This is a genomic window from Stomatobaculum longum (assembly GCA_000242235.1).
GTDB lineage: Bacteria > Bacillota > Clostridia > Lachnospirales > Lachnospiraceae > Moryella > Moryella longum.
Map to the genome: position 1 here is coordinate 542,232 of JH590863.1, position 25,694 is coordinate 567,925.

Annotated in this window: 23 protein-coding genes; 22 read left to right on the forward strand and 1 reads right to left on the reverse strand. The window is 58.0% G+C overall.

Features of this window, described 5'->3' with window-relative positions; genetic code table 11:
• Positions 1 to 7: 7 nt before the first annotated feature.
• The 11 genes from HMPREF9623_RS08310 (at position 8) to cooS (ending at position 13,395) form a co-directional block, all read left to right on the forward strand.
• Positions 8 to 724 (forward strand): response regulator transcription factor, encoded by a 717-nt coding sequence (locus HMPREF9623_RS08310; RefSeq protein ID WP_009533458.1) that lies wholly within the window; start codon positions 8 to 10, stop codon positions 722 to 724.
• Positions 725 to 787: 63 nt separating this feature from the next.
• Positions 788 to 955 carry a hypothetical protein gene (locus HMPREF9623_RS11530; RefSeq protein WP_009533459.1) on the forward strand — a complete coding sequence of 56 codons (168 nt, stop codon included), beginning with the start codon at positions 788 to 790 and terminating at the stop codon, positions 953 to 955.
• Positions 945 to 2,096 (forward strand): sensor histidine kinase, encoded by a 1,152-nt coding sequence (locus HMPREF9623_RS08315; protein WP_009533460.1) that lies wholly within the window; start codon positions 945 to 947, stop codon positions 2,094 to 2,096. The genes HMPREF9623_RS11530 and HMPREF9623_RS08315 overlap by 11 nt, the downstream gene beginning before the upstream one ends.
• A complete protein-coding gene (locus tag HMPREF9623_RS08320; RefSeq protein WP_009533461.1) occupies positions 2,083 to 4,431 on the forward strand; it encodes a hypothetical protein in 2,349 nt (782 codons plus the stop codon). Before HMPREF9623_RS08315 ends, HMPREF9623_RS08320 begins: the two co-directional genes overlap by 14 nt.
• The gene (locus tag HMPREF9623_RS08325) at positions 4,431 to 5,393 is read left to right on the forward strand and encodes an ABC transporter ATP-binding protein (protein WP_009533462.1); all 963 of its coding nucleotides are present in this window, start codon (positions 4,431 to 4,433) and stop codon (positions 5,391 to 5,393) included. The genes HMPREF9623_RS08320 and HMPREF9623_RS08325 overlap by 1 nt, the downstream gene beginning before the upstream one ends.
• Positions 5,368 to 6,222 carry an ABC transporter permease gene (locus tag HMPREF9623_RS08330; protein WP_009533463.1) on the forward strand — a complete coding sequence of 285 codons (855 nt, stop codon included), beginning with the start codon at positions 5,368 to 5,370 and terminating at the stop codon, positions 6,220 to 6,222. The genes HMPREF9623_RS08325 and HMPREF9623_RS08330 overlap by 26 nt, the downstream gene beginning before the upstream one ends.
• A 50-nt stretch (positions 6,223 to 6,272) precedes the next feature.
• A complete protein-coding gene (locus HMPREF9623_RS08335) occupies positions 6,273 to 7,520 on the forward strand; it encodes an SPFH domain-containing protein (RefSeq protein WP_009533464.1) in 1,248 nt (415 codons plus the stop codon).
• Positions 7,521 to 7,535: 15 nt separating this feature from the next.
• Positions 7,536 to 8,606 carry a TFIIB-type zinc ribbon-containing protein gene (locus HMPREF9623_RS08340; RefSeq protein ID WP_009533465.1) on the forward strand — a complete coding sequence of 357 codons (1,071 nt, stop codon included), beginning with the start codon at positions 7,536 to 7,538 and terminating at the stop codon, positions 8,604 to 8,606.
• A 9-nt stretch (positions 8,607 to 8,615) separates the two neighbouring features.
• Positions 8,616 to 9,491 (forward strand): TPM domain-containing protein, encoded by an 876-nt coding sequence (locus tag HMPREF9623_RS08345; protein ID WP_009533466.1) that lies wholly within the window; start codon positions 8,616 to 8,618, stop codon positions 9,489 to 9,491.
• A gap of 41 nt (positions 9,492 to 9,532) precedes the next feature.
• Positions 9,533 to 11,023, forward strand: coding sequence for a threonine synthase (gene thrC / locus HMPREF9623_RS08350; protein WP_009533467.1), 1,491 nt, complete (start codon positions 9,533 to 9,535; stop codon positions 11,021 to 11,023).
• 152 nt (positions 11,024 to 11,175) lie between these two features.
• Positions 11,176 to 13,395, forward strand: coding sequence for an anaerobic carbon-monoxide dehydrogenase catalytic subunit (gene cooS, locus HMPREF9623_RS08355; RefSeq protein WP_009533468.1), 2,220 nt, complete (start codon positions 11,176 to 11,178; stop codon positions 13,393 to 13,395).
• Positions 13,396 to 13,562: 167 nt separating this feature from the next.
• On the opposite strand, the gene hpf is transcribed toward cooS, so the two are convergent.
• Positions 13,563 to 14,093 (reverse strand): ribosome hibernation-promoting factor, HPF/YfiA family, encoded by a 531-nt coding sequence (gene hpf, locus HMPREF9623_RS08360; protein WP_009533469.1) that lies wholly within the window; start codon positions 14,091 to 14,093, stop codon positions 13,563 to 13,565.
• 258 nt (positions 14,094 to 14,351) lie between these two features.
• Here hpf and secA point away from each other — a divergent pair, with 258 nt between their 5' ends.
• The 11 genes from secA to HMPREF9623_RS08415 all read left to right on the forward strand — a co-directional run bounded on the left by secA (position 14,352) and on the right by HMPREF9623_RS08415 (position 25,664).
• On the forward strand, positions 14,352 to 17,153 hold the full coding sequence (gene secA, locus HMPREF9623_RS10970; RefSeq protein WP_009533470.1) for a preprotein translocase subunit SecA: 2,802 nt from the start codon (positions 14,352 to 14,354) through the stop codon (positions 17,151 to 17,153).
• A gap of 16 nt (positions 17,154 to 17,169) precedes the next feature.
• Positions 17,170 to 18,309: a peptide chain release factor 2 gene (prfB, locus tag HMPREF9623_RS08370; protein ID WP_009533471.1), complete on the forward strand. Its 1,140-nt coding sequence runs from the start codon at positions 17,170 to 17,172 to the stop codon at positions 18,307 to 18,309.
• Positions 18,310 to 18,443: 134 nt separating this feature from the next.
• Entirely contained in the window at positions 18,444 to 18,887 is a 444-nt protein-coding gene (locus tag HMPREF9623_RS08375; protein WP_009533472.1) for an ACT domain-containing protein, read from the forward strand.
• 7 nt (positions 18,888 to 18,894) lie between these two features.
• Positions 18,895 to 20,115, forward strand: coding sequence for a homoserine dehydrogenase (locus HMPREF9623_RS08380; RefSeq protein WP_009533473.1), 1,221 nt, complete (start codon positions 18,895 to 18,897; stop codon positions 20,113 to 20,115).
• Positions 20,112 to 20,579, forward strand: a complete 468-nt coding sequence (gene tsaE / locus HMPREF9623_RS08385; protein ID WP_009533474.1) for a tRNA (adenosine(37)-N6)-threonylcarbamoyltransferase complex ATPase subunit type 1 TsaE — start codon at positions 20,112 to 20,114, stop codon at positions 20,577 to 20,579. The genes HMPREF9623_RS08380 and tsaE overlap by 4 nt, the downstream gene beginning before the upstream one ends.
• On the forward strand, positions 20,560 to 21,345 hold the full coding sequence (gene tsaB, locus HMPREF9623_RS08390; protein WP_009533475.1) for a tRNA (adenosine(37)-N6)-threonylcarbamoyltransferase complex dimerization subunit type 1 TsaB: 786 nt from the start codon (positions 20,560 to 20,562) through the stop codon (positions 21,343 to 21,345). The genes tsaE and tsaB overlap by 20 nt, the downstream gene beginning before the upstream one ends.
• A complete protein-coding gene (gene rimI / locus HMPREF9623_RS08395; RefSeq protein ID WP_009533476.1) occupies positions 21,342 to 21,821 on the forward strand; it encodes a ribosomal protein S18-alanine N-acetyltransferase in 480 nt (159 codons plus the stop codon). Before tsaB ends, rimI begins: the two co-directional genes overlap by 4 nt.
• Positions 21,814 to 22,728 carry a ribonuclease Z gene (locus HMPREF9623_RS08400; protein WP_009533477.1) on the forward strand — a complete coding sequence of 305 codons (915 nt, stop codon included), beginning with the start codon at positions 21,814 to 21,816 and terminating at the stop codon, positions 22,726 to 22,728. The genes rimI and HMPREF9623_RS08400 overlap by 8 nt, the downstream gene beginning before the upstream one ends.
• A 5-nt stretch (positions 22,729 to 22,733) precedes the next feature.
• Complete coding sequence (tsaD, locus tag HMPREF9623_RS08405; protein ID WP_009533478.1) at positions 22,734 to 23,774, forward strand: tRNA (adenosine(37)-N6)-threonylcarbamoyltransferase complex transferase subunit TsaD; 1,041 nt, start codon at positions 22,734 to 22,736, stop codon at positions 23,772 to 23,774.
• Position 23,775: 1 nt separating this feature from the next.
• Positions 23,776 to 24,504 (forward strand): 2-C-methyl-D-erythritol 4-phosphate cytidylyltransferase, encoded by a 729-nt coding sequence (gene ispD / locus HMPREF9623_RS08410; RefSeq protein ID WP_009533479.1) that lies wholly within the window; start codon positions 23,776 to 23,778, stop codon positions 24,502 to 24,504.
• 23 nt (positions 24,505 to 24,527) lie between these two features.
• Positions 24,528 to 25,664, forward strand: a complete 1,137-nt coding sequence (locus HMPREF9623_RS08415; protein WP_009533480.1) for an aldo/keto reductase — start codon at positions 24,528 to 24,530, stop codon at positions 25,662 to 25,664.
• Positions 25,665 to 25,694: the final 30 nt, after the last annotated feature.

The window sequence follows — 25,694 nt, forward strand, 5'->3', positions numbered from 1 at the left end:
AGGAGCTATGGCGACGGAGACAACGATACTGGTTGTGGACGATGAGAAGGAGATTGCGGATCTGGTCGAAATCTACCTGGTCAGCGACGGCTATCAGGTGGTCAAGGCAAACGATGCCGAGGAGGGGCTCCGACTCTTAAACGAGTACGAGGTACAGCTCGTGCTGCTGGACATCATGATGCCGGGCATGGACGGCCTCGAGATGTGCGCGAAAATCCGGGAGACCAGAAATATTCCGATTATCATGCTCTCGGCAAAGAGCGCGGATATCGACAAAATCAAGGGGCTCGGCACCGGCGCCGACGACTATGTCACAAAGCCCTTTAATCCGCTGGAGCTCACGGCGCGCGTCAAGAGCCAGCTGCGCCGCTACACGCAGTTCAATCCGCGGAGCAGCGAAGAAGAGGTAAGTCCGAAGAAAAAGGGCGAGATTTCGGTGCGCGGGCTCATCATCAACCGCGACAATCACAAGGTCTCGGTCGACGGCAAGGAGATTCGCCTGACGCCGATCGAATTTGACATTCTCTATCTGCTCGCGAGTAACACGGGGCGTGTTTTTTCGACCGACGAGATTTTCCAAAATGTCTGGAACGAGCGCGTCTACGAGGCGACCAACACCGTCATGGTGCATATCCGGCGGCTCCGCGGCAAGTTAAAAGAGGACAGCCGCGAGGACAAGATCATCACGACGGTCTGGGGCGTGGGCTACAAAATAGAAAAGTAAGGCGACTGTACCGTGACAAATGTGAAACCTGTTTTGTCAAACAGACAAGAGGAGGATATGAGCATGGACAAGAGCAGACGGAGAGGGACAACAGCGGGAAAAGAAGGGGAGGCAACGGGAAAAGAATTTTGGAAACGCTTTTTCGTTTCGCTGTCCTTAAGCCTATTGGCGACCGCGGCGACACTTTTGTTGAGACGGCACAGAGGAGGCGCGGCGCAGCGTGAAATCTAAAAAGACAAATGCGGGGGAGAGCTTTCAGCGGAAGGTTTTCTCTTCTCTGCTTTATAGCCTTTTGCTCACTTTGACGGTCGAATATTTTGCGGCAAGGAATCTACTCGCCGTCGCCGACTACGAGGTGCAAAGCGGTTCCCATGCGGCACTGTTTCAGCCGATTGCGGATTTCCGTCTGTTGACTCTGCTTTTGCTTCTTGGCGGCGGCATTCTCTTTTTCTGCCTGGTCTTTTGCATTCTGCAGAGAAAGTCTTTTGCCTATATCGGCGCGCTCTCGGCGGCCATGCGGAACATGGCGGAGGGTGATTTGCGGGCTGCGGTGCACATCGAGGGAGACGATGAGTTCTCGGAGATGGGCGCAAATCTGAACCGGCTCGGCGAAGAGCTGCAATCTCTCATGGAGCGGGAGCGGGAGGCGGAGAAGAGTAAGTCCGAGCTGGTCACGAACATCGCGCACGATCTTCGGACGCCGCTCACCTCGATTGTCGGCTATCTCGACATTTTGCGGACCAAGCGGGACATCCTGGATGCGGAGACTGCCGTGCACTACACGGAGATTGCCTATGAAAAGTCAAAAAAGCTCGAGAAACTGATCAACGAGCTCTTCGGTTTTACGAAGCTTTCGGGCGGCAAGCTGGTCATGCATGTGAGAACCCTGGATCTCGTGCAGCTGCTGGCCCAGCTCCTCGAAGAGTTCTATCCGAGCTTTTCGAAGGCGGGACTCCACTATGAGCTGATTGCGGACCGGGAGAGCCTCTCGCTGGAGGGCGACCCGGAACTTCTGGCGCGGGTCTTTGAAAATCTGATCGGAAACGCAATCAAGTACGGCGCCGAGGGCAAGCAGCTCCGCGTCTTTTTGAATACAGCGGAACAGTTTGTGACCGTGCGGGTCGTAAATTACGGCAAGGTGATTCCGGCGGAGGAGCTGCCCCATGTGTTTGACCGCTTTTACCGCGTCGAACAGTCCAGAAATACCAAGACGGGCGGCACGGGGCTCGGACTTACGATTGCCAAAAACATTGTCGAGATGCACCGCGGCGAGATTTCCGTGACGAGCGATCTCACCGGCACGGCCTTTATCGTGCGGCTTCCGCGAACACTGGATTTCACAAGGGAAAATTTTGCCAATGCGTACCATTGAAGTGCAATACGGTTATGAGAACCGCGTAAAGGGCGGCCGGAACATGCCGGTCACTTTGACCATAGACAACCGGGACGGGGCTGCAATGGAGGGCAGTGTCGAGTTTTTGTTTCGCCAGGCAGACGGCGAACGCTATGCCTATGCGTATCCGCTGCAGCTCACGGCAGGCGAAAATAAGCAGAGTTCTTACATTGTGCCGCTCAGTGCGGGAGCGGACGCGTTCTGGGTGCGCCTTAAGAATGAGGCGGGAGAAATCACCGAGGTACAGCAACTGGACCTCACGCAGAACAGCGGAGACTCCGAACTCTTTGTCGGCCTTCTCTCGGACACGCCGGAACTGCTCTCTTACCTGAACGGCGTCTCGGTGAATTACGGGCAGATGAAGACGCGGACCTTCACGCTCTCGGCGAGCAACTTTCCGGAGGACAGGCGGCAGCTCGACTCATTCGATCTCATCGTCATCAGCAACTATCAGGTCTCGAAACTCAGCGTGCGGCAGGTGCGGGCACTGATGCAGTGGATGCGAAACGGCGGCGTGCTGCTCTTTGGGACGGGCGAGCGCGTCAATGACACGCTCGGGATGTTCGCGCCGGAGTTTCTCGACGATATGTACGATCAGCCGGAGAAGCGCGATTTGCCGCTCGCCGCAACCGACGGGCTGACAGTGCAGACACCCGGCACGGAAAATGAGGCCGAGGCACCTGCCTCTCTGCCCTATGTGCACATCAATCTGCACGGCGGCAGCGTGATCTTCTCGGCCGGTGACAACCCGCTGATTACAGCCGCAAATAAAGGGAGTGGCACGCTTGCCGTCGCTTCAATCGATCTGACGGCACTCCGCGACTATGCGTCCGCGCATACGCTCTACACCGATCAGCTGCTCACGCGCGTGCTGGGCAGCGCCAGACTGGAGCGCCTCGCCTCAGAGTCCTATGTCACGCGCTACGGCGACGACTGGTCGGCCGAGACCCTTGTGGATAACGGCAGCGCGCATCTTTTGCCGAATCTCCTTGGTTACGGTGCCGTCCTCTTTCTCTATCTCCTGCTGATGGGGCCTGCACTCTACTATGCGCTGCGCCATCGGAAGGCAGAGAGACTGTATCGCCGGGCGGCGGTTTCGGTGAGCCTTACCTTTGCGGCGCTGCTCTGGCTGATGACGGGCAGAACGCGGTTTCGCACTAGCTTTTACAGCTATGCGAGCATCCAGGAGGTCGGCTCGGACATGCTGTCGGAGACGGTCTATCTGAACTTAAGAAATCCGCGACATAAGAGTTATCACCTCGCACTCGAACCGGGAAGCGAGATTGTGCCGCTCGCGTCCACGCGTAAGGCGGTCGGCAAGACCGCTCTGACGGGGCGGGAGGAAGCGGAACTCACCATTACCGAGCGCGGCGATGCTCGGGAAGTGTCGGTCAAAAATCCGCCGGCCTTCAGCGAAAAATTATTCCGGCTCGAGAAGAGTATCCCGAATGAGGAGGCGCTCGGCTTTCAGGGAGAGCTGTCTCTCTTCGGCGACAAAGTCAGCGGCACAGTCACAAACCGCTATCCTTATGCCGTGAGCGATGCTTTCCTGCTGTTTTACGGAAAGGTGGTCGCGCTCGGACACATGGACGCAAACGAGACGGTGGATGTCTCGGAGCGAACGGTATATAACATTCCGATCAACAACAAGCAGACGGTCGCAGCCTTTTTAACCGGCGTCTATGACGGCGGCAAAACGGAGGCAGAACGCCTTCGCGCGATGGAGCGGGCGGGCTTTCTCTCGTTTTACCTCTCAGAGACAGCGGGCAACTATACGCCGGACGCGCGCGTTGTCGCTTTCTCGGCGGAGGAAAATGCCGGAAAGGCGGTGGAGACTAAGGGCCTCCGGCACTTTGGCATGAATCTGTTGACGACGGTTTTGACTGTCGAGGCAAGAGAGGGCAATCTCATCAGTCGCTCGGCGCTGATGCGTTCGCCGGAAGTGCTGAGCGGCGATTACATTGCCTCAACCAATTCCTTCTACCGGGGCGATCCCGTCGTGTTGAGCTATAAACTCGGCAAAAATTTCCGCACAGAGGAGCTGCTTTTAGAGGTGCCGGATGCGATGTTTGAGAGCAACGACCAGGGCGTCGGCGCGGCGGAGTTCCGCGGCGTAATTTCTTTTTACAATTACCGGACCGGCAACTTTGATGACATTGCATCGGGCAAGACACACTTCACGGCAGAGGAGCTCGCGCCGTATTTTGCGCTCGACCATACCCTCACGGTGCGCTATGCCGAGGAGAAGAGCGAAAATTCGGAGCGGCTCGACATTGCGCTGCCCTGGCTCACGGTCATAGGGGAGGACACATAATGCTCGTATTTTCTGATGTCCGGAAGTCTTACCGGAATCTGGAGGTGCTGAAGGGGCTCACGCTTTCGGTGCCGCGGGGGTCTCTCTTCGGGCTCATGGGGCAGAACGGCGCCGGTAAGACGACACTGCTCCGCATTGCGGCCGGGCTTCTCGCGCTGGATTCGGGGGAACTTCTGGTGGGCGGCATTGACGTGCGCCGCGACCCGGCGCGCGCAAAGCGGCTCATCGGTTTTGTGCCGGACGGCTTCGGCGCCTATGACAATATGTCGGTGGCCGAGTACATGAGTTTTTTTGCGAGCTGTTTCGGACTGTACGGCCGGAGCGCGCGACTTAGGACGGAAGATCTCCTGCAGCGCGTCGGTCTCTCGGCGCGGCAGGACAGTCTGGTCACCGAGCTCTCGAAGGGTATGCAGCAGCGACTCTCGCTGGCACGCGCCCTGATTCACGATCCGGAACTCCTGGTGCTCGACGAGCCGACTAACGGGCTGGACCCGGGCAGCCGCTTTTCGCTCCGCGAACTGCTCGGAGAGCTCTCGGAGAGCGGAAAGACCATTCTTTTAAGCTCTCATGTGCTCTCGGAGCTCTCGGAAATCTGTACCGACATTGCGGTACTCGACAAGGGGCGGGTGCGCGCGACCGGCGAGGTACAGGAGATTCTGCGGCAGATTGCGAACTCCAACCCGCTGCGGGTCGCTGTGTTGAACGGCGAGAAAACAGCGCTCCGGATGTTCCGCACAAATCCCTGCGTCCGCGCCGTGATGCAGGAGGGAAAACAGTTTCATCTGGAATTTATCGGGAGTCCGGAGGACGAGGCCTCGCTCTTACAGCAGCTCATCGATGCCGAAGTGCCGGTCAAGAGCTTTGTGCGGGAGCCGGGTACCCTGGAGTCCTTTTTCCTGAACATGACAGTCGGCCGAGAAGAGAGGATTATCGTACATGATGAAGATGAATCCGATATGTGAGAGAGCTGCCCGCGCGGCCGCCAGGACCCCGCGCTTCAGCGCCGCACTGTTCGGCGGCAACGCGTTGCTCGCCGCACTGGCGCTCTTTATGCTGGGACTGGTGTTTCAGCGCGCCGGTGAGACTGGTGAACTGCGCTATGCGGAAATGCTCCGCATCTTCCACACGCTGGTCTGGGCGGAACTCATCCTGGCCGCGCTCCTGGTGCCGGCACGGGCGGCCGGCACCGTGAGCGGCGAGAGAGAACAGCGGACGCTGGATCTTTTGCTCGGGACTGCCCTGTCGCCGCGGCGCATCATCCTCGGGAACCTGTTGCAGAATCTCGTGAGCGCCGGCATTTTTGCGCTCTCGGGACTGCCGGTACTGCTCACGGCGCTGCTGTTCGGCGGTGTTTCCCTCGCGGATGTGGCACTGCTCTTTCTCGGCATCTTATTCTCGGTGGCGCTCTCGGGAAGTCTCGGGCTCTTTTTCTCGGCGACGAACCGCACGACCGCGGTCGCGATTGTCGAGACCTATGCGGCGGAAGCATTGCTCTTTCTGGCGCCCTTCGGCATTCTCCTGCTCACGAAGAGTTTCGGCAGCGCGGAAACCGCGGTTTCCTGGCTGATTCTCTTTTCCCCGGTCAGTCTGATGGAGAATCTTCTGTTTCACGCGACAGGGCTGCACGATTTCGCGGCACTCGCCGAGAATCCGCTCTTACAGCAAGGTTTAATCCCGGCGGCACTCCTCGAATTCCTGTTGATGGCACTGCTCTTACTCGCAGCGGTGCGCGCCATCTCGCCGCGCCGCAGAAAACGTAAGTTTACAACGGAACAGAATTTGATAAAATGAATAGGTATTTGTAACCGAAAGCAAAGGCATAACAATACAGGAGGTGTGATATGGGTCTTATCAAAGCAGCAGTCTCCGCAATCGGCAGCGGTCTTGCGGATCAGTGGCTTGAGTTCCTCGAAGCGGACGAGATGGGAGAAGGTACCGTTTTTACCGGTGCCAAGGCGGTTCGCCCGGGCAAAGGCTCCAACACGAAGGGCAGTGCGGATTATGTGAGCAACGGAAGCCGCATTGTCGTCCAGAAGAACCAGTTCATGATGCTGGTGGACGGCGGAAAGATTGTCGACTACACGGCGGAAGAGGGCTACTATACCGTCAACAACTCGAGTGCCCCCTCACTTTTCAACGGACAGTTCGGTGAGTCGCTCGGCGATGCGTTTAATCGTATCAAGTTCGGCGGTGTGCCGTCCGGCAAGCAGCAGGTGTTCTTCATCAACCTCCAGGAGATCAAGGGAAATCGCTTCGGCACACCGACGCCGATGAACTACTTTGATACCTTCTACAACGCGGAGCTCTTTCTCCGTGCGCACGGTCACTACTCGATTCGCATTACGAATCCGTTGCAGTTCTACGCGGAGGTCATTCCGCGCGACGCGACGCACCTGCAGTTCTCGGAGGTTGCGGAGCAGTATCTTGCGGAGTTCCTGCAGGCCTTCCAGATTTCGGTCAACAAGCTCTCCGCGGAGGGCGAGCGCATCTCCTTCATTCAGTCGAAGATTAAGGACAGACTGAATGCAGAGGTCGATGCCGAGCTCGATGAGAAATGGGGTCCCCGCGGTTTTGAGCTGGTCGAGATCGGTGTCGACGGTCTCTCCTATGACGACCAGTCGCAGGAGCTCATCAACATGCGGAACCAGGGTGCCATGCTCTCCGACGCGACGATTCGAGAGGGCTTCGTGCAGGGGCAGATTGCACAGGGCATTCGCTCCGCGGGCGAGAATCCGAACGGCGGCGCTGTCGGCATGATGGGTGTCGGCATGGGCATGAACGCCGGCATGGGCTTCATGGGGCAGGCGAGCAATACCAACTACCAGCAGATGCAGATGCAGCAGCAGGCGCAGCAACAGGCGCAAGCCCAGGCGCAGGCACAGGCTGCTGCACAGGCACAGCAGATGCAGGCGGCTTCGCAGGTTGCGGCCGGCGGCTGGAAGTGCCCGAGCTGCGGCGCGGACAATACCGGCAAGTTCTGTACCGAGTGCGGCGCAAAGCGCCCGGAGAGCAGCGCCTGGAAGTGCCCGAACTGCGGCGCGGAGAACAGCGGTAAGTTCTGCACGGAATGCGGCAATCCGCGCCCGTAAGGACTGAGGCAGATCATGGCAGGAAGCATATCCTATAAGTGCCCGAACTGCGGGGGCGAGCTCGTCTATGCCCCCGAAAAGGGCGGCTTTCATTGTCCGTATTGCAGCTCGGATTTTACGGAAGAGAAGATCAAGGCGCTCTATGAGCAGCGGGAGGAGACAGAGGCCGCAAAGGGGCAGGCAGCCGAGGAAAAGGCAGCCGCGCGCGATGAGCTGGTTCAGTACAACTGCCCGAACTGCGGCGCTGTGATTGTGACAGAAGAGAGCACGGCGGCGACATTTTGCTATTACTGCCACAACCCGGTGGTTTTGGTCGGACGCCTCTCCGGTGCGGAGCAGCCGCAGTATGTGCTGCCCTTTGCGATTGACCGGAAGAAGGCGCTTGATATTTTCGGTGCCTGGATTAAAAAGAAAAAATTTGTGCCGCGCGCCTTCTACGATGAGAAGCAGATTGAGAAATTCACGGGGGTCTACTTCCCCTATCTGCTCTATAGCTGTGAGGCGCATTCGAACCTCGAAGGCGTAGGCACGCGCGTGGAACATCACGAGCGCGGCGATATCGAGGAAATTGTGACCAGCAAGTATCAGATCAATCGGCACGGCGATTTGCCGGTGAAGATGGTCGCGCGAAATGCCCTGAAAAAGGCAAACCGCGTGCTGGCCGAGAGCGTGCAGCCGTTTGCGACCGAGAATCTGAAGCCGTTTGCGCCGAGCTATCTATCCGGTTTCGTTGCGGAGCGGCGGGACATGGAGAGCGACGCGATTCAGACGGAGACCCGCGAGGAGGTGTCGCGCTACGCGCTTGCGAGCCTTAGGAATTCGGTCTCGATGTACCAGGGACTTCCGGTCGACGCCGGGAATGTAAGCCTTGACCACGAGAAGCTCGAGTACGCGCTGATGCCGGTCTGGACCATGACCTATCGCGAGCCCGGCTCCTCCAAACTCTACTATTTCTCGCTGAACGGGCAAAGCGGCAAGGTGGTCGGCGAGCTGCCGGTGGACAACGGCAAGTTGTTCCGCTATTTTCTGACAATTTTCATACCGCTGTTTATCGCGCTGCTCGCGCTGATGTACTTTATTTCGTGAGGAGGCGGCATGAGAGAAAAAACCATACGACATATTTCGGTCGGCGTCCTGTTCGCCTGGCTGTTTCTGTTTTTCGCGCTTCTTGCCCCGGCAAGGGCTTATGCGGCCGAGACGCGTGTCTTTGACCAGGCGAACCTTTTCAGCGCAGCGGAAAAGCAGGAACTTGAGCGGCAGATTGCGACGGAACGGGAAAAAATGAAGCTGGATCTCGTGGTCGTGACCACGAATCAGGCGGGAGGCAAGAGCGCCGAGGCCTATGCGGACGATTTTTACGATCAGGGCGGCTACGGCTACGGCGCAAAGAAATCCGGCGTCCTGTATCTCATCGATATGGACAACCGCCGCATTCATGTCAGTACGGCGGGCGGCGGCATTCAGCTTCTCTCGGACAGTGAAATCGAGAAGCTGCTGGATCTCGGCACGCCGGGCGTCAAGTCGGGCAACTATGCGGAAAGTGCGTCCCGGGTGCTCTCCGGCATTCAGGACTCCTATCGCAGAGCGCAGCGGAAGGGCTGGGCGTATGACGCCGAGAGCGGTGTCTGGACCAAAAAGAAACACCTGTCGCCGCTCGCGGCGCTGGGATCTCTTGCGGCCTCTTTAGTCGCGGCGCTCGGCGCAGTGACCGGTGTCAAGCGGAACTATAAGATGCAGGACGGAGAAGCGCGCCGCGCCTCGACTGTCGCGGGCATCATCGCGGCAAGCGGCGCTGCCTTCGATTTCGGCGAACTCAGCGACCGGTTGCTTGACCGAAACCGTGTTGAGCGGCGCATACGCCGCAGCAGCGGCGGCTCCGGCGGCGGCCGCAGCAGCGGACCGCACGGCAGCAGCTCCACACACACGAGTTCGGGCGGCAGCTCGCACGGCGGCGGCGGCAGAAGTTTTTAAACGGCTATACGCGTATCTTTGGAAAGTAAGGAGACAGAAGAATGAGTGAATTGCTTTATAACAGCACGCGGGGCGGCGAGACCGGCTGCACAGCGTCACAGGCAGTGCTGAAAGGACTCGCAAAGGACGGCGGACTCTTTATGCCCGACCGGATCCCGGCGTTTGATTTTGCGCTCTCGGCGTTAAAGGATGCCTCGTATCAGGAGGTTGCCTATCGCGTGATGCGTCTTCTGCTCACCGACTATACCGAGGAAGAACTCCGCGCCTGCATTCGGGGCGCCTACGACGAGAAGTTCGACACGCCGGAAATTGCGCCGCTGACCTTCGCGGACGACGCCTACTACCTTGAACTCTTCCACGGAAAGACCATTGCGTTCAAGGATATGGCGCTTTCGATTCTGCCCTATCTCATGACTACGGCAGCGAAAAAGAACGGCGTCACGAACAAGATTGAGATTCTGACCGCGACGAGCGGCGACACCGGCAAGGCCGCGATGGCGGGCTTTGCGGATGTCCCGGGCACCGGCATTGTGGTCTTCTATCCGAAGGGCGGTGTGAGCCGCTTCCAGGAACTCCAGATGCTCACGCAGAAGGGCGATAACACAGCGGTTGTGAGCATCGAGGGCAACTTTGACGATGCGCAGACCGCGGTCAAGCAGATTTTCGGCGACCGCGCGTTTGAGGCAGAGCTCGCGGCAAAGCGGGTGCAGCTCTCCAGCGCGAATTCGATTAACATCGGCCGCCTGGTGCCGCAGATTGTCTACTATGTCCACGCGTATCTCGAGCTCCTGAAGGAGGAAAAGATTGCCGAGGGCGAAAGCATCAATGTCTGCGTGCCGACCGGCAACTTCGGCAACATCCTTGCGGCTTACTTTGCAAAGCGCATGGGGCTGCCGATTGACAAGCTGATCTGCGCGTCGAACGACAACAAGGTGCTCTTTGACTTCTTTGAGACCGGTGTCTACGACAAGAACCGCGAGTTTATTTTGACAACTTCTCCGTCCATGGACATCCTCGTCTCGAGCAATCTGGAGCGTCTTCTCTACTTAAGCGCAGGCTGCGATGCGACAAAGACCCGCGAACTTATGGAAGCTCTCAAGACGAGCGGAAAATATGCGGTGACCGAGGAAATGCGAAAGGCGACCCGTGATTTTGTGGGTGGCTATGCGACGCAGGAAGAAGTCGCGGCGCGCATTCGTTCGCTCTATGAAAAGACCGGTTATGTGATCGACACACACACGGCAGTGGCCTCCAAGGTCTATGAGGACTACCGGAAAAAGAGCGGCGACAAGACGCCGACCGTCATTGCGAGCACGGCAAGCCCGTTTAAGTTCTCCCGGGCTGTCATGGAAGCCATCGCGGGCGATGTGAGCAAGCTCGATGACTTTGCGGTACTCGAACTGCTCCGCGACAAAGCAGGGGTTCCGTTCCCGCCGGCGGTCGAAGAAATACGGCATGCGGAGATCCGACACAACCGGAGCTGCAAGCCGGCTGAAATGGAATCAATGGTTCGGTCTATCTTATTCGAGTAAGTGATAGCGATATATTCATAAAATGAATTGCGAAAGGGGCACCGTTGAATTGACAACGGTGCCCTTTTTCTTTACAATGTTGAAAACCACTTACCTAGTAATTAGGTATGTAGTTAGGGTTTCAGGGCTTTGCCCTTGGAAGTGAGGACAGGATGAGCGGAGAGAACAGAGAACAGCACAGTCACGAGGCAGCGCAGGAACATGCGCATAGCCACGAGCACACGCATACACACGAGCATACCCATGCGCACGATCACGCGCATAGCCATGCACACGGTCATGTGCACGATGACGAGGGTCCCGCGCACATCCACAGCCACAGAAATATCATCGGCTTTGACAAGCACGGTGTGCCGACGGTGGTTGTGAAGGCGGATCATCAGGATGAGCAGGATGAAAACGAGTTTATCCGCGACTATATGAACGCGGTCGCCGAGTATAAGAAAACCTTCCCTTCGAAGCAGGATGTCATCGACAACACGCCGGACCCGGCCGTGCGGGAGATGCTGCTCCGCGCGGAACAGCTCGGCTTTGACACGACCTTTGACCGCTTTGACAAGCAGAAGCCGCAGTGTAGTTTCGGCCTTGCGGGCATCTGCTGCAAAATCTGCAACATGGGACCATGTAAGATCACGCCGAAGAGCCCGAAGGGCATCTGCGGCGCGGATGCGGATCTGATTGTCGCGAGAAACCTGCTCCGCTCGGCGGCGGCCGGTGCCGCACAGCACGGCATGCACGGCAGAGAGGTCATCCTGTCGCTCAAGTGGGCGGCGGAAGGAAAACTCGATCTTCCGATTCTCGGCCAGCAGAAGATTCGCGACACGGCAAAGGCCTTCGGCATCAAGACCGAGAGAAGAAGCATTAAGCGCATTGCCTCCGAACTCGCGGACAAGCTGCTCGAGGATATGTCCAGAACCGTTCCGGACGACTACGAGGTCATCAAGGCCTGCGCCCCGGCGGAGCGCCAGAAGGTCTGGAAGGATTTGGACATCATTCCAATCAGCGCCTACCACGAGGTCTTTGAGGCCTACCATAAGAGCGGTGTCGGCACGGACGGCGATTGGAGAAGTATCATGCAGCAGTTCCTGCGCTGCGGCCTTGCCTTTACCTTTTCGGGTGTCGTCTCGACCGCGATTGCGACCGACAGTCTCTTCGGTGTCGGCGACCGCGTGACCTCGAAGGTCAATATCGGCGCGCTGAAAAAGGGCTATGTGAACATCGCGGTGCACGGTCACCTGCCCACGCTGGTCAGCCAGATTGTCAAGGTCGGCCAGGAGGAGAAGTTCATTGAGCTCGCAAAGAAGGCAGGCGCAAAGGGCATACGCTTCTACGGCATTTGCTGCTCCGGTCTCTCGGCAATGTACCGCTACGCCGGCGTGATTCCGCTCAGCAATGCGGTCTCCGCGGAACTGGTGCTCGGCACCGGCGCGCTGGATCTCTGGATTGCGGACGTACAGGATGTGTTCCCGTCCATTATGGAAGTCGCAAAGTGCTTCCAAACGACCGTCATCACGACTTCGGAGTCGGCGCGTCTGCCCGGTGCGGAGCGCTTTGAGTACGATCACCACCATTCGAACATCGGGGAGACCAGAGAGCTCGCGGAGCGCATTGTGAAGCGCGCCATCGAGAGCTTTGAAAACAGAAAGGGTGTTCCGGTCTACATTCCGCCCTACGAGGTGGATGCCGAGGTCGGCTTCTCGGTCGAGTATGTCCACAAGCGTTTCGGCAGCATGGCACCGCTCGCGGAGGCTGTGAAGTCCGGTAAGATTCTCGGCATTGTGAACATGGTCGGCTGCAACAACCCGAAGGTGCTCTACGAGAAGACCGCGTTGGATGTCGCGGATATCCTCTTACAGAACAATATTCTCATTCTGACCAACGGCTGTGTCTCCTTCCCGCTCATGAAGATGGGCTACTGCAACATGAAGGACGGGCTGCCGAAAGCGGGAGAATCGCTTCGGAACTTCCTCTCGCCCGACCTTCCGCCGGTTTGGCATGTCGGCGAGTGCATCGATAACACCCGTTCCTCCGGTATTTTTGCGGGCATTGCGAATGAGTTCGGCAAGGACTTAAAGGACATGCCCTTTGCCTTCACCTCTCCGGAGTGGAGCAATGAGAAGGGCATCGACGCATCGCTCGGCTTCCGGTTGATGGGAATCAACTCCTATCACTGCGTGGAGGCACAGATTCACGGTTCGAAGAATGTCATTGAGTTCCTGAAAGAGGGGACCCGCGAGACCCTGGGTTCGGTGATGCACGTCGACACCGATCCGAAGGCACTTGCGGAAAAGCTGGTTGAGGACATCAAGGCAAAGCGCCGCGCGCTCGGCTGGGTTGTCCCGGGCGATAAGCGCAAGGCGGTTGCACCGTAAACGGCATACAACTTACGACAAAGCTGTGACAGGAGAGTCTCGAAACAATTTCCGGAAAATATAAGCTGAAGAAAAGCCGAACGGTAAAGGAAAAAAGAGGTCGCGCATTGCGCGACCTCTTTCGCTTCTGTCGTAATCGTAAAACAAGCGGAGCGGTGAGCGGAACCTCAGACGCGCGGCTCAATCAGGCCGTAGCTGCCGTCGCGGCGCTTGTAGACAACTTCCACATTGCCGCTGTCTCCGTTCAGGAAGACGAAAAAGGCGTGGCCCAACAGTTCCATCTGGAGGCAGGCCTCCTCGGGCGTCATCGGGTGAAGCTCAAACTTCTTGTTCTTCACGATGCGGAGATCGGCCTCGGTCTCATCCTCCGTCTCGTCGAGGAAGAGATCGGAAAAGGCGAGCGCGGACTGCTTTTTGTCCGTGAGCTTCGTCTTGTATTTCTTGATCTGGCGCTCAATGGTCTCTTCCGCGAGATCAATCGAGGCAAAAAAGTCATCAGTCGCCTCTTCGGCGCGGATAAAGCCGTTGCGGGTCGGAATCGTGACCTCGATAATCTCGGCATCCTTCCGGCGGCTCAGAACAACGCGCGCCTCGGTATCGGGAGCAAAATACTTCTCGAGTTTCCCGAGCTTTTTGTTCACCTGATTCTTCAGTCTGTCGCCCAAATCCACGTTTCTTCCGCTAATGGTGATACGCATACTGTTCTGCTCCTTTCAAGTTTGATGCGAGTGCGCAGCTTATTTTCCAACACTTTGACGAAAAATGCTGCGATGTTGCTGATTTCAGTATAGCATAAATCATGAAAAAGAGAAGCATAAAGCTACAAAAATAACGCACAGTCGCTCCATTGCGCAATAGAAACAGAGGTGATAGAATAGAACGGATATACGGGATTTTACAGGACGGAAAAGACGAACAAAACTTTATTTCTGCGAACAGCGGGAGAGAGCGGGAACATGAATTTAATTGAGAGTATTTTTGGAACACACAGCCAGCGCGAACTGAAGATGATTAAGCCGCAAGTCGACAAGATTTTATCGCTCCGCGACACGATGGTCGCGATGAGCGATGAGGAACTGAAGGCCCAGACCGGAAAGTTTAAAGAGCGCCTCGCGGCGGGCGAAACCCTTGACGATATTCTGCCGGAAGCGTTTGCGACCGTGCGCGAGGGTGCGCGCCGCGCGACCGGCGTGAAGCGCGCGGACGGAACCTATGAGGGCGGTATGGAGCACTATCCGGTACAGCTGACCGGCGGTATTGTGCTGCACCAGGGCCGCATTGCGGAGATGAAGACCGGTGAAGGTAAGACCTTGGTCTCGACCGCGCCGGCGTACCTGAACGCACTTGCGGGCAAGGGCGTTTTGATTGTCACGGTCAACGACTACCTCGCTTCGCGTGACGCGGAGTGGATGGGACGCATCCACCGCTTCCTCGGCCTCACGGTCGGCGTCGTCACCAATGCGATGAATTCCGAGCAGAGACAGAAAGCCTATGCCTGCGACATCACCTATGTCACAAACAACGAGCTCGGCTTCGACTACCTGCGCGATAACATGGCCATCTACAAGAACCAGCAGGTGCTCCGGAACCTCGACTACTGCATCATCGACGAGGTGGACTCTGTCTTAATCGATGAGGCGAGAACGCCGCTCATTATCTCCGGCCAGTCCGGTAAGTCGACGCAGATTTACGATGCCTGCACGACGCTCGCCAATATGCTGGAGCGCGGTGAGGCTTCGGGCGAGTTCACGAAGATGAACGCAATTATGGGCGAGGAGATTACCGAGACCGGCGACTATGTGGTCGATGAGAAGGACAAGGTTGTGAACCTGACCGAGGACGGCGTCGCGAAAGTCGAGAAGTTCTTCGGCCTCGAGAACTTCTCGGATCCGGAAAACCTCGAGATTCAGCATTGCGTGATTCTGGCGCTCCGCGCGAAGGAGCTCATGCACCGCGACAAGGACTATGTCGTGAAAGACGGCGAGGTTCTAATTGTCGATGAGTTCACGGGCCGCATCATGCCGGGCAGACGTTTCTCCGACGGCCTGCACCAGGCGATTGAGGCGAAGGAGCATGTGGATGTGCGCCAGGAGTCGAAGACGCTTGCGACCATCACCTTCCAGAACTTCTTTAATAAGTTCAAGAAGAAGGCCGGCATGACGGGTACCGCCCTGACCGAGGAGAAGGAGTTCCGCAACACCTACGGCATGGACGTCATCGAGATTCCGACCAACACGCCGGTTGCGAGAAAAGATGAGGCGGACGCGGTCTTTAAGACCAAGAAAGAGAAGTTTGACGCGGTTGTCGAGGACATCCGCGAGCATCATGCGACGGGCCAGCCCTTGCTGGTCGGCACGATTACGATCGAGACTTCGGAGATGCTCTCGAAGCTCTTAAAGAGAGAGGGGATTCGGCACGAAGTCCTGAATGCGAAGTACCACGAGAAAGAGGCGGCAATCATCGCCCAGGCAGGTAAGATGGGCGCCGTCACGATTGCGACGAACATGGCAGGCCGCGGTACCGATATTCTGCTCGGCGGCAGCCTCGAGGCAATCCGGAAGGATCTGATTGACGAGCTTCCGAAGGAAGAGAGAGAGAAGTACGATCCCGAGAGCGAGAACTACGATGCCGATGCGTTCGCGTCGATGGATGAGCGCGCACGCGAAAAGTCGAAGGAGCTCCAGGCGAAGGTCAGAGAACTCGGCGGTCTCCGCGTGATCGGCACCGAGCGCCACGAGGCGCGCCGCATTGACAACCAGCTGCGCGGTCGTTCCGGCCGTCAGGGCGACCCGGGTTCGTCCTGCTTCTACATCTCCCTCGAGGACGATCTGATGCGTCTCTTCGGTTCCGAGCACTTAATCGGCATGTTCAATGCTCTCGGCGTGCCGGAGGGCGAGCGCATTGAGCACAAGATGCTCACGAATGCGATCGAGAAGGCGCAGATGAAGATCGAGACCAACAACTACGGCATCCGCGAGCAGCTCTTAAAGTACGACGAGGTCAATAACGACCAGCGCGAAGTGATTTACGCGGAGCGCGAGAAGGTGCTGACCGGCGAGAACATGCGAGAGACCATTCTCAGCATGGTCTCTCATGTGGTCGAGAGAGCCGTGAACCGCGCAATCGGCGAGGACACGCCCGCGAAGGACTGGGACTACCAGGAGCTGAACCACCTGCTGCTCTCGATCATTCCGCTCCAGCCTGTCGTGTATACCGAGGACAAGGTCGGTATGACGAAGAAGGAACTGCTCGACGAACTGCAGAAGCAGGCGCTCGCATTCTACGAGAAGAAGGAGCAGGAGTTCCCGAGACCCGAGGATGCGCGCGAGGTGGAGCGCGTCGTGCTGCTCCGCGCAATCGACGCGAAGTGGATGAACCACATCGACGACATGGAGCAGCTTCGCCAGGGCATCGGTCTCCAGGCGTACGGCCAGAGAGATCCGCTGGTCGAGTACAAGATGGAAGCTTACAACATGTTCGAGGAGATGATTGCCGGCATCGAGGACGACACGGTCCGTCTGCTCTGCCATCTCCGCTTAGAGCGGCAGGATGAGTTGGAGCGCCGTCAGGCACCGGTCATCACCGGAACGAACAAGGACGAGGGCGGCCTTCGGAAGGCGCCGATCGTCAACGAGCAGAAGAAGATTATGCCGAACGATCCCTGCCCCTGCGGCAGCGGCAAGAAGTTCAAGCAGTGCTGCGGCCGGAAGCTCTTCCAGCAGAACGGAGAGCAGGGTCCCACACCGGTGCAGCTTTAAACAGTAGGAGGCAGCTTTGGTCGAATTAGATAATATGAAATATACCCTCTCCACCTATCAGAAGCCGCTTCAGGAGGTGGAGGGCTCCCTGGATCTTGAGAACAAGGAGAAACGCATCGCAGAACTTGATCGCATGATGGAAGAGCCGAATTTCTGGGAGAACCCGGAGCAGTCGACCAAAATCGTGCGGGAAAACAAGAGCCTGAAGGACACCGTGGAGCGCTTTCACAAGCTCTCGAGCGCCTATCGGGATATTGCGGACATGATTGAACTCGGCAACGAAGAGGGCGATGAAGAGCTGATTCCGGAGATCCGGGAGATGCTGGACGGCTTTATCCACGATCTGGAGGCGCTGAAGGCAGAGACGCTGCTCACGGGCGAGTACGACGCGAACAATGCGATTCTGCGTCTGAATGCGGGCGCGGGCGGTACGGAGTCCTCTGACTGGTGCTCGATGCTCTACCGCATGTATACGCGCTGGGCTGAGAGCCACGGCTATTCGATCGAGGTGCTCGATTACCTCGACGGCGATGTCGCGGGCATCAAGTCCGTCACGATTCAGATTAACGGCGAGAATGCCTACGGCAGACTCCGGAGCGAACACGGCGTGCACCGCCTGGTGCGCATCTCGCCCTTCAATGCGGCGGGCAAGCGCCAGACTTCGTTCGTCTCCTGCGATATTATGCCGGAGCTCTCGAATGAGATTCATGTCGACATCAACCCCGACGATATCCGTGTCGACACCTACCGCTCGAGCGGCGCAGGCGGTCAGCACATCAATAAGACCTCCTCGGCCATCCGCATCACGCACCTGCCGACCGGCATTGTTGTGACTTGCCAGAACGAGCGCAGCCAGTTCCAGAACAAGGACAAGGCCATGCAGATGCTCGAGGCCAAACTCTACATGCTCGAGCAGCAGCAGCAGGCGGAAAAGGCGGACGAGATTCGCGGTGTCGTGAAGGACAACGGCTGGGGCAGCCAGATTCGCTCTTATGTATTACAACCCTATACGATGGTCAAGGACCATCGCACGGGCTTTTCGACAGGTAATGTGGACGCTGTACTCGACGGCGATCTCGACGACTTTATGACGGCTTATCTCACCTGGGTGAGCCTCGGCAAGCCGGACATGAAGGGCGCCGGCAGCGACGATTAATGCAACGAATCCCGGCGAATGCGCCGGGATTTTTTCATGAGAACAGCGGGATTTGCGCGCGATAACTTGCACTTCCCGCCGCCGCGTGTTAGAATGCGCCCTGTGAGAAACAGTTGTATCCGGAGGGCGCACAGATGGAAGAAGAGGGTAGATACTATGTGGTTCGCCGCAAGGCGGTGCCGGATGTTCTGCTCCGCGTCGTCGAGACAAAGCGGCTGCTCCGGGCAAACCGGGGCATGTCGGTCAGTGAGGCGACCGGACAGACCGGAATCAGCAGAAGCTCATTCTATAAGTACAAAGAGGACATCTTTCCGTTCGGCGATACGGTGAGCGGACAGAAAATCACGCTTTCCATTGAAATTCTGGATGAGCCGGGACTGCTCGCCGATCTTCTCGGGGCAGTGGCGCGTTTTCACGCGAATATCATCACGATACACCAGTCCATCCCGTTAAACGGTATGGCAACGGTCTCGCTCTCGCTCGAGGTGCGGCAGGAGACCGAAGATCTCACCGGTCTGGTGGAGCAGATGGAAGGAATGCGCGGTGTCCGCGAAGTCACGATTTTATCGAGGGAGTAAAAGAGAAATGATCAAAGCAGCAATTATGGGATACGGCACTGTCGGTGCGGGGGTTTACGAGGCGGTTGTGACCAATCAGAAGGTCATCGCCGCGGAGATCGGCGAGGCGCTCGAGGTGAAGCGCATTCTGGATCTCCGGAAGTTCCCGGGCGATCCGGCGGAGCAGCTGATTACCGACAAGTTTTCGGACATCGAAGAGGATGAGGAGATTTCTTTGGTTGTCGAGACCATGGGCGGCACAACGCCGGCCTACGAGTTTGTCAAGGCGGCTCTCTTAAAGGGTAAGCACGTTGTGACGAGCAATAAGGCTTTGGTCGCGGCACACGGCACGGAGCTCTTACAGATTGCGCGCGACAAGAAGGTCAACTTCTTCTTTGAGGCGGCGGTCGGCGGCGGCATTCCGGTGATTCGAACCCTCGGCACGGGTTATCAGGGACAGGTGATCACCGAGATCACCGGCATTTTGAACGGCACGACCAACTATATCCTGACGCGAATGGACCGCGAGGGCGCGGAGTTCGGTGATGTGCTCGCGGATGCACAGCGCCTTGGCTATGCGGAGCGGAATCCGGAGGCGGATATCGAGGGCCATGACACCTGCCGGAAGATTGCGATTCTCTCCTCGCTCGTGACGGGCAAAGAGGTAAATTTTGAGGATGTCTACACCGAGGGCATCTCGAAGATTGACAGCACGGACTTCCGCTATGCGCTGGAGCTCAAGGCTTCGATCAAGCTGGTCGGCGCGGCGCAGTTTGCGGGCAATCAGGTCACGGTCAGCGTGTTCCCGCTGCTGGTCAGCGATGAGAATCCGCTCTACGCGGTACAGGGTGTCTACAACGGCATTGTGATCAAGGGCAATCTCCTCGGCACGACCATGCTCTACGGCAGCGGCGCAGGTAAGCTCCCGACCGCAAGTGCGGTGCTCGCCGACATGATGGAGGCGGCAAAGCACAAGAACGAGAATGTGCGTTTCGGCTGGACGGCGGAGAAGCAGGCAGTCACCTCGCACGAGAGCGAGAAGCACCGCTACTTTGTGCGTCTTTCGGGCGATGCGGCCTCGCTCGCGGCCGCAAAGGAGCAGTTTGAGGCAGAACGCGTGATTCAGCTCCCGGGCCTCGAGGAGGTCGCGATTGTCAGCGCGCCGATGACAGAGTTTACCTACCGCGAGAGAGCGGCCAAGGTGCCGAATATCCTCGCGATGATTCGCGCGGAACTTTCGGAGCGATGAACGTCACGCGGGAGAGCCGCTCGGAGGAAGAGACCGAGCGCTTTGCGGCAGAACTTGCGCGGGAGGTTCCCGGGGGCACTGTCATACGGCTCGAGGGGGATCTCGGTGCCGGAAAGACAGCCTTTGCGCGCGGGTTTGCGCGCGGACTCGGCATTGCGGAGCCGGTGACCAGCCCGACCTTCACAATTCTGCAGGGCTATGAGGGAGGCCGTCTTCCGCTCTGGCACTTTGACTTATATCGCCTCGAGGATGAGAGCGAGATGGATGAACTCGGCTACGAGGACTGCTTTTACGGCGACGGCGTGAGTCTCGTCGAGTGGGCGTCCCGCATGCCGGACTTTTTACCGCGGGATGCGGCAAAAGTAGAGATTACCCGAGCGCCGGAGAAGGGGGATGATGTTCGCATCATCCGCGTCTCCGGCTTTCCGGCAAAGGAAGACAGGCATGAAAATTCTGGGAATTGAGAGTGCGGCGCTGACCGCTTCGGTTGCGCTCGTGACCGATGGGATGCTGACCGCGGAATATACCGTGACCGACAAGAAGACGCATTCGCAGACCTTGCTACCCATGCTGGACGAGCTGAAGCGCTCGCTCGGCCTGGAGCTCGAGACGCTCGATGCGATTGCGATTTCGGCGGGGCCGGGTTCGTTCACGGGACTCCGGATCGGCGCGGCGACGGCAAAGGGACTCGGGTTGGTGCTGCAAAAACCGCTCGTCGCTGTCTCGACGCTCGAAGCGCTCGCCTACAATCTGGCGGGGAGCGAGCGTCTGCTCTGCCCGGTCATGGATGCGCGGCGCAGTCAGGTGTACAACGGTCTGTATCGCCGGAAGGCGACAGAGGACGGTAATTTTTCGTCCGGCGGTTCGCTCGAGACAGTCATAGCGCCGCGCGCCGTTTCGGCGGAGGCGCTCGTTAAAGAGCTGAATGCGCGGGGAGAAGCGGTGATATTTGTCGGCGACGGCATCCCGGTGCTATCGCGCCTTGCGGAGACCCTCACGGTGCCCTATTCGGTCGCGGCGCCGAATAACAGCCGCGCGCGGGCAGCTTCGGTCGCGGCGCTCGGAGAAATTTACGCGGCTGCGGGAAAGACTGTTTCCGCGGAAGCCTTTGCGCCCGAATACCTGAGAAAGAGTCAGGCGGAGCGCGAGCGCGAAGAAGCGATACAATACGATTTGGAGCGGGAACTCGCGGCAGGCGTGAGCCCGAAAAAAGCGAGGGCAGAGCGTTGAGCGTCTTGCCCGAATTGCGACACGCGGTCGTATCGGATCTGGAGGCAATGGCGGAAGCGGAGCGCCGTTGTTTTCCGGATCCTTGGTCTTTTCGGCTGCTTTCGGATTTGCTAAGCTCTTCGTATGACAGTGTCTTTGTGCTTGTCGCCGAGGACACACTGCTCGGCTATGTAAACGTGCGTGTGCTCGGCGATGAAGCGGAACTTATGCGCATTGCCGTTTTGCCAAAAGCGCGGGGACAACATCTCGGGCTGCTCCTGCTTCGCGCAGGCTTACGGGAAATGTGCGCGCGGGGCGCGGAGGCGGCCACGCTTGAGGTGAGAGCGGGGAACACAGCTGCGATTCAACTCTATGAGAAACACGGTTTTTTGCTTGCGGGCAGAAGAAAGAACTACTATGAAAAACCGGTAGAGGATGCGCTGATCTACTGGAATCGGACTTTATCTGTTTGGAAAGAAGAGGTTACGGATGCTTGATATTTGTCTCCTTGGGACAGGCGGCATGATGCCGCTGCCCTATCGCTGGCTCACATCGATGATGGCGCGCTGCAATGGTTCTTCGCTGCTCATTGACTGCGGCGAGGGCACCCAGATTGCGCTCCGGGAGAAGGGCTGGAGTCCGCGCCCCATCGATGTAATCTGTTTTACGCACTACCATGCGGACCATATCAGCGGCCTGCCGGGCCTGCTCCTCACGATGGGCAATGCCGAGCGCACCGAGCCGCTCCTCATGATAGGCCCGAAGGGGCTGGAGCGCGTGGTGACAGCGCTCCGGAGCATTGCGCCGGAACTTCCGTTTCCGATTGTCTTTTCGGAACTCACGGAGGCGAGAGAGCAGCGGACGGCAGGCCCCTATGTGATCGATGCCTACCGCGTGAATCACAATGTGCTCTGCTACGGCTACTGTATCAGCATTCCCCGCATCGGCCGCTTTGACGCGGCGCGGGCCAAAGAGCAGGGGATCCCGCTGAAATTCTGGAACCCGCTGCAGAAGGGGCAGACCATTACGGACGGCGACAAGGTCTATACGCCGGATATGGTGCTCGGCGGCGCGCGGCGCGGCCTTAAGGTAAGCTACTGCACCGACACGCGCCCGGTTCCGGCCATTGCGGAATATGCGGCCGATGCGGATCTCATGATTTGCGAGGGCATGTACGGCGAGGCCGACAAGCAGCAGAAAGCGCGGGAACATAAGCACATGACCATGCAGGAGGCGGCAAAGCTCGCATCGGAAGCGAAGCCGAAGGAACTCTGGCTCACGCACTACAGCCCCTCGCTCAACTACCCGGAAGAATATATGGCGGAAATCCGGAAAATTTTTCCGGCGGCAAAGGCGGCGAAGGACGGCTGGACCATGGAGCTCGTTTTCCCGGAGGAGGCATGACAGGGATGGAACAGACAGCAGCGGAACAAAAAGACATTCGCATTCTCGCAATCGAGAGTTCCTGTGACGAGACGGCGGCGGCAGTCGTGGAAAACGGCAGAACCGTGCGGTCGAACGTGATTTACTCCCAGATTGCGACGCATACGCTCTACGGCGGTGTCGTGCCGGAGATCGCCTCGCGCGCGCACATTGAAAAAATCAATCAGGTCACAGCGCAGGCACTCACGGATGCCGGTCTCACGTTGGCGGAGATTGACGCAATCGGCGTGACATACGGACCGGGACTCGTGGGGCCGCTCTTGATCGGTGTCTCGGCGGCCAAGGCGATGGCCTTTGCGGCGGGAAAGCCGTTAATCGGCGTCAATCACATCGAGGGACATGTCTCGGCGAACTTCATCGCAAATCCGGACTTAAAACCGCCCTTTCTCTGCCTCATTGTGTCCGGCGGACACACGAATCTCGTGATGGTCGAGGACTACGGGAAGTTTCGTATTCTCGGGCAGACCCGGGACGATGCGGCGGGCGAGGCCTTTGACAAGGTGGCGAGATCGGTGGGGCTCGGTTACCCGGGCGGGCCGAAAATCGACAGAAAGGCGCGGGAGGGTAACCCCGATGCCATCAGCTTTCCGCGCGCCAAGGTCGCGGGTTCGCCCTATGACTTCAGTTTCAGCGGCTTAAAGAGTGCGGTGTTAAATTATCAGAATCACGCGAAGATGACGGGAGAGGAGATTCCGGTTGCCGACCTTGTCGCCTCGTTCCAGAAGGCGGTCGTCGAGGTGCTGGTCTCTCACACGATGGAGGCCGCGCGGGATTTTAACTGTAAGACGATTGCAATGGCGGGCGGTGTCGCGGCGAACTCCGCGCTCCGCGAGGCCATGCGGCTTGCCTGCGAAGCAGCGGGCTATACGCTTACTTACCCGGAACTCGGACTCTGTACGGACAATGCGGCCATGATAGGCTCTGCGGCTTACTATGAGTATTGTGCGGGCAGAAGAAGCGGCTGGGATCTGAACGCCGTTCCGAATCTGAAGCTCGGGGAGCGCTGAGATGACAGGAAAAAAGACGGCGGCTGTCCTGCTCGCGGGCGGACACGGCGCGCGGATGCAGAGCAAAATTCCGAAGCAGTTTTTGCTGCTCGCGGGGCATACGGTCCTCTGGCACGCGTTGCAGGCGCTTTCCGAGAGCAGTATCGATGAAATCGTGCTGGTCACACCGCAGGGCGAAGCGGAAGCTCTCTATCGAACTTACCGGGAGGAGTATGGCTTTCGCAAATTGGTCGCTGCGGTAGAGGGCGGCGCAGAGCGCTGCGACTCGGTTGTCGCGGGACTTCGCGCCCTTTTGGGACGCGGCACGGAGCTGGTTTTTATCCACGACGCCGCGCGCCCCTTTGTGTCGCAGGAACTCCTTAAGCGCATGCGGGATGCGGGAGAACGCTACGGCGCGGCGATTCCGGCACTGCCGGTAAAGGACACGATTAAGCTCGGGAACGCGGAGGGCTTTGTGCAAGATACCCCGCCGCGCGCCCTGCTTTTTGCGGCGCAGACGCCGCAGGTCTTTTCTTATACAGCGATTTGTGCGGCCTATGAGGCCTATGACAGGGCGAGAAAGGCAGAAGATGCGCGCGCCCTGCTCGCGACCGATGACGCACAGGTCATGGAACGCTTCGGCGCTTGTCCCGTAAAGCTCGTGGAGGGGGAAGAACAAAACCAGAAGCTCACAACGCCCGAGGATATGGCAAGGGCGGAACTGTGGCTACGGGAGCACGGCGCAAAGTGATTGGTAGGAAGGGAGGAGAAAAGATGGAACAGAATCGTTTTTTTCCGGAAGTGAGAGGAAATTTCGGTTTCGGCTGCATGCGACTTCCGATGAACGGCGAGGAGGTCGATAAGACAGAGTTTTGCCGCATGGCCGATGCCTTTATCGCGGCGGGCTTTAACTATTTCGACACGGCCCACGGCTATATCAAAGGCAAATCAGAGACGGCAATCGCAGCGTGCGTGTCATCCCGTTATCCGCGCGAGCGCTTTCTCCTGACGAATAAGCTGACCGAGCCGTATTTCGAGAAACAGGAGGACATCCGCCCGTTTTTCATGCAGCAGCTTGCGCTCTGCAAGGTCGACTACTTCGACTTTTACCTGATGCACGCGCAGAACAAAAAGAACTATCAGAAGTTCAAGCGCTGTCGCGCCTATGAGACGGCTGGGGAGTTAAAGCAGGAGGGATACATTCGCCACCTCGGCCTCTCGTTCCACGACAAGGCGGAAGTGCTGGACATGATTTTAAACGAGCACCCGGAAATCGAATTCGTACAGATTCAGTTCAACTATCTGGACTATGAGAGCGATGAAGTCGAGGGACGCAAGGTCTATGAGGTCTGCGAGAAACATCAGAAACCCGTCATGGTCATGGAGCCCGTGAAGGGCGGCAGTCTCGTGAAGCTGCCGGAAGAGGCGGACCGGATTCTCCGGGATTTGAACGGGGGCAGCAATGCGAGCTATGCAATCCGCTTTGCGGCGAGCTTTCCGCAGATTGCGGTGGTGCTCTCCGGCATGAGCAATCTGGAGCAGATGGAGGACAATCTCGCCGCAATGTGTGACTTTAAGCCGCTCACGGAAGCCGAGACGGAAGCGCTCCGCAAGGTCTGCGCGGTGTTCGGCCGTCTGGATCTGATTCCCTGCACGGCTTGTCACTACTGCGTCGAGGAGAGCGCCTGTCCGAAGAACATCCGGATTCCCGAGATTTTAGGCGCTTCGAATGCGTACGAGTCGTTCCATAACCCGAATACGATCAATGACTATCGGAATTTCATGACCGCGGGGGATCACGGCAAAGCGGCCGACTGCATTCGCTGCGGCAAATGCGAGAAGGTATGTCCCCAGCACCTCGAAATCCGGGAGCTCCTCGCGAAGGTAGCGGCGGTATTTGACCGACAGTGATTGCGGTCACGGTGTAAGCTTTAGAGAATG